The organism is Cellulomonas terrae, from assembly GCF_007990265.1.
Classification (GTDB): domain Bacteria; phylum Actinomycetota; class Actinomycetes; order Actinomycetales; family Cellulomonadaceae; genus Cellulomonas; species Cellulomonas terrae.
In genome coordinates this window covers 1-5,085 of sequence record NZ_BJWH01000044.1, presented here as the reverse complement: position 1 = coordinate 5,085, position 5,085 = coordinate 1, and the positions used below count along the sequence as shown (strand labels likewise).

At 72.6% G+C, this 5,085-nt stretch carries 2 protein-coding genes; both read left to right on the top strand.

Annotated elements, in window-relative coordinates:
- A partial coding sequence (locus CTE05_RS20425; RefSeq protein WP_186814952.1) for a hypothetical protein occupies positions 1–184 on the top strand: 184 nt, incomplete at its 5' end.
- Between the two features lie 145 nt (positions 185–329).
- On the top strand, positions 330–5,085 hold a 4,756-nt coding region (locus CTE05_RS19990), incomplete at its 3' end, for a PKD domain-containing protein (protein WP_146848049.1).

Below are 5,085 nucleotides of genomic sequence, written 5' to 3'. Positions count from 1 at the left end.
GCGCGGCAAGGTGTGGGTGGCCGGCACGGCCGAGCCGGCGGCGTGGACGCTGTCGGGCACGAGCACGACCGCTGCGCTGCAGGTCGCGGGCGGTATCGGGCTCTCGGCGTACACGTCCAGCACCACCACCACGCTGCCCGTGGTCGTGAGCTGGTCGCAGCTCTCCGCGGCGCCCGTCGTCTGATCGTCGGAGGTCACGCGACCGGGTGGTGACTATCACCCGGTTGCGTGTCCAGTTCACCCGGCGCTCACCCCATTAGGGCGGAAATGTCCACTTAGGCTCGGTTTGCACGGCACCCCAGCCGTCCCCCCGAACGCCCGAGGTGCCCATGTTCTCGTCCCGCGCCCCGCTCACCCGACTCCTGGCCGGAACCGTCGCCGGGGTCGTCGGCCTCGCAGGCCTGGTCGGCCTGGCGACCCCCGCCGCCGCCGACACCTCCCCGGTCGTCGCCACGACGCCGACGACGGTCGCAGCGGACTCGCTGCCCACCACGCAGATCGACGGGGTCGTCTGGCAGCAGGCCGTCGCCGGCAGCAAGGTCGTCGTCGGTGGCGACTTCGCCAACGCGCGGCCCGCGGGCGCCGCGGCAGGGACCTCGACCGTGCCGCGGACCAACCTGCTCGCGTACGACATCGAGACGGGCGTCCTCGACGCCTCGTGGGCACCGAACCCGAACGCCCAGGTGCGTGCCGTGGCGGTCTCGCCGGACGGGTCGCGGATCTACGTCGGCGGGAACTTCACGACGATCGCCGGGCAGGCGCGGTACCGCATCGCCGCGTTCGACGCCGCGACCGGGGCGCTCCTCACCTCGTTCAACGCCGGGGTGGACTCGCAGGTCCGCGCGATCGTCGCGACGAACACGACGGTGTACGTCGGCGGGGCGTTCACCAGCGCGAACGGTGAGCCTCGCAGCCGGGTGGCCGCGTTCCGCGCCGCCGACGGCGCGGTCCTGCCGTGGAACCCGAGCGCGGACAACGGCACGGTCAGCGCCCTGACGGTCTCGCCCGACGGGTCGATGGTGGTCGTCGGCGGCAGCTTCACGACGTTCAACGGCAGCGGCACGCCGGGCTACGGCCTCGCGCGGGTCGACGGGACCACCGGTGCCTCGCTGCCGCTCCCGCTCAACACCCTCATCCGGGACGGCGGCACGCAGGCGTCGATCACGAGCCTGACCTCCGACGGCACCAGCTTCTACGTCACCGGCTACGTGTTCGGGAGCACCGGCAACCTCGAGGGAGCCGCCCGCGGTGACTGGGCGACGGGTTCGCTCGTGTGGGTCGAGGACTGCCACGGGGACACGTACGCGGCGTGGCCGGCCAGCGACACCGTCTACGTGGCGGGGCACCCGCACTACTGCGGCAACGTCGGTGGCTTCCCGCAGACCGAGCCGTGGTCGTTCTACCGGGCGCTGGCGTTCACCAAGGAGGCGACCCAGACGGTCACCGCCGACCCGCACGGCTACTTCAACTTCGCGGGCAACCCGGCGCCGACGCTGCTGCACTTCTACCCCGAGATCAACACCGGCACCTTCACCGGGCAGGGTCAGGGCCCGTGGACCGTCACGGGGAACAGCGACTACGTGCTCTACGCCGGCGAGTTCACGATCGTGAACAACAAGGGCCAGCAGGGCCTCGCCCGGTTCGCCCGCACCGGAAAGGCGCCGAACAAGCAGGGCCCGCGTGTGGGGTCCGCCGCGTTCGCGCTGGCCGGCACCTCGTTCTCGAGCGGCACCGCGCGGCTGAGCTGGCCCGCCAACTACGACCGGGACAACGAGTTCCTCACGTACACGCTGTCGCGCAACGGCGTCCCCGTGCACACGGTCACGGCACCGTCGTCCGAGTGGAAGCGCCCGACGATGGGGTACCTCGACTCGGGGCTGACCCCGGGCACGACCTACACGTACCGCCTGAAGGTCGTGGACGCGTTCGGGAACAGCGCCATCAGCGACCAGGTCCCCGTCACGGTCGCCGACGCGGGCGCCGTCAGCCCGTACGCGGAGCACGTGCTCGCCGACGGTGCCTCGACCTTCTGGCGCCTCGGTGAGGCGTCGGGCAACGCGGTCTACGACTGGGTCGGCTTCAACGACGCGACGGCAGGACCCGGGGTGACCCGGGGCGCCGCGGGCGCGATCAACGCCGACACGAACGGCGCGTCGACGTTCGACGGCACCCCCAACGGCCGGGTGAGCACCTCGACCCCGATCACGGGACCGGACTCCTTCGCGGTCGAGTCGTGGATCCGCACCACGTCGACCCGCGGCGGGAAGATCATCGGGTTCGGGTCGTCGGCCACCGGCAGCTCCGGCAGCTACGACCGCCAGGTCTACATGGACAACAGCGGGAAGATCTGGTTCGGCGTCTACCCGGGCGAGGTCCGCTCGCTGAACACCACGCTGTCGTACAACGACGGCCAGTGGCACCACGTCGTCGCCTCGATGGGGGCCGAGGGCATGAGGCTGTTCATCGACGGTCGCCGGGTCGCGCAGCGCTCCGACACCACGACCGGCCAGGCGTACCCCGGCTACTGGCGCGTGGGCGGGGACAACCTGGGCGGCTGGCCCAACCAGCCGACGTCCCCGTACCTCGCGGGCACCATCGACGACGTCGCGATCTACCCGGCGCCGCTGACGGCCGCCACGGTGCTCGACCACTGGGTCACCTCGGGCCGCGTCTCGACCGTGCCGCCCGCCCCGGCGGACGCCTACGGTGCGGCCGTCTACGCGGCCAACCCCGACCTGTACTGGCGGCTGAACGAGTCGTCGGGGACGGTCGCGGCGGACGCGGGGATCTCCGGGGTCAACGGCACCTACGGGTCGCTGGTGTCGAAGGGGGTGGCCGGCGCGCTCGTCGGGGTGGCCAACACGGCGATCTCCACGCTGGGCACGCAGAACAGCCGGGTCGTGAGCACCCAGCAGGTGGCCGCGCCCAACGTCTACTCGCAGGAGCTGTGGTTCCGCACGAGCACCCGCAACGGTGGCAAGCTCATCGGGTTCGGCAGCGCGCTGACCGGCACGTCCGCGAACTACGACCGGCACGTGTACATGGAGACCAACGGTCGCCTGACGTTCGGGACGTGGACCGGGGTCGCGAACACCATCACGTCGCCGCTGGCGTACAACAACAACCAGTGGCACCACCTGGTGGCGACGCAGTCCGCGGCCGGCATGCGCCTGTACGTCGACGGCGCCCTCGTGGGCACCCACCCGGAGGTCGGCGCCCAGTCGTACTCGGGCTACTGGCGGGTCGGCGGGGACACCACGTGGGGTCCGCAGCCGTGGTTCGCCGGACAGCTCGACGAGGTCGCGGTCTACTCGACGGCCCTCGACGCGCAGACGGTCACCAACCACTACGCGCTGGGTACGACGGGGCAGCTGCCCAACCAGACGCCCGCCGCGTACTTCACCGCGACGCCCACGGACCTGACCGTGGCGCTCGACGCGACCGGCTCGTCCGACCCGGACGGCACCATCGCGTCGTCGGCGTGGACGTTCGGCGACGGCGGGGTCGCGACCGGCAGCACGACGTCGCACACCTACGCGGCACCGGGGACGTACACGGTGACGCTCACGGTCACCGACGACCAGGGCGGCACCGCGGCAACGTCGCAGCAGGTCACCGTGACGGCGCCCAACCAGCCTCCGGTCGCCGCGTTCACCGCGACGCCCACGGAGCTGGTCGTGGCCGTCGACGCGGCCGGCTCGTCCGACCCGGACGGCACCGTGGCCGGGTACGCGTGGAGCTTCGGTGACGGGGCGACGGCCACCGGCCCGACGGCCTCCCACCTGTACGCCACCGGTGGCACCAAGACGGTGACCCTCACGGTGACGGACGACGACGGTGCGGCGACGACGGTGACGCAGGACGTCGTCGTGGTGCCGCCGAACGTCGCCCCGGTCGCGGCGATCACGGCCACGACGTCCACGCTGACCGTCGACGTCGACTCCGCGGGCTCCTCGGACCCCGACGGCTCCCTCGTGTCGACGGCGTGGACCTTCGGGGACGGCGGGACGGCGACGACGTCGGCCGCGTCCCACACCTACGCGGCACCCGGCACCTACCCGGTGACGCTCACGGTCACGGACGACCGGGGCGGCATCGCCACGGCGACGACGGAGGTGACGGTCGCGCTCGCGAACGTCGCCCCGGCCGCGGTGTTCACCGCGACCCCCACCGGCCTGACGGTCGGCGTGGACGCCACGGGCTCCGGCGACCCCGACGGCTCGATCGTCGACTACGCCTGGTCGTTCGGGGACGGTGGCACCGCGAGCGGGCTCACCGCGTCGCACGTCTACGCCTCCAGCGGCACCCGGACGGTCACCCTCACGGTGACCGACGACGACGGTGCGACCAGCACCTCGTCGCAGGACGTCACGGTGGTCAAGCCGAACGTGGCACCGGTCGCGGCCTTCACCTCGGCGGCGACGGACCTGTCGGTCGCGGTCGACGCGTCCACCTCCGGCGACTCCGACGGCACGATCGCGTCCTACGCCTGGACCTTCGGGGACGAGGGCACGGCGTCGGGGATCACGGCGACGCACACCTACGCGGCGGCGGGCACCTACACGGTGACGCTCACGACGACGGACGACCAGGGCGCGAGCAGCTCGACGACGCACGACGTCACGGTCGCGGCACCCGTGCCCAACCTGGCGCCGGTCGCGGCGTTCACCACGACGGCGACGTTCCTGTCGCTCGCCGTGGACGGGTCGACCTCGAGCGACGCCGACGGGACGGTCGCGTCCTACGCGTGGGACTTCGGGGACGGCGCCACGGCGACCGGCCCGACGCCGCCCGCGCACGTCTACGCGACGGCGGGGTCCTACCTGGTGAGCCTGACGGTCACCGACGACGACGGCGAGGCGGCGACCACCTCACGGACGGTCTCGGTCACGGCACCGCCCGCGAACCTGCCGTTCGCGGTCGACGCCTTCGACCGGACGACGACCGGTGGGTGGGGCTCGGCCGAGACCGGCGGTGCGTGGACCGTGACGGGCGGTGCGGCGAACTTCTCCGTCACGCCGGGCGCCGCGGCGATGCGGGTGACGGGTGCCGGGTTCCGGCTGTCGTCGTTCCTGCCGGTGTCCT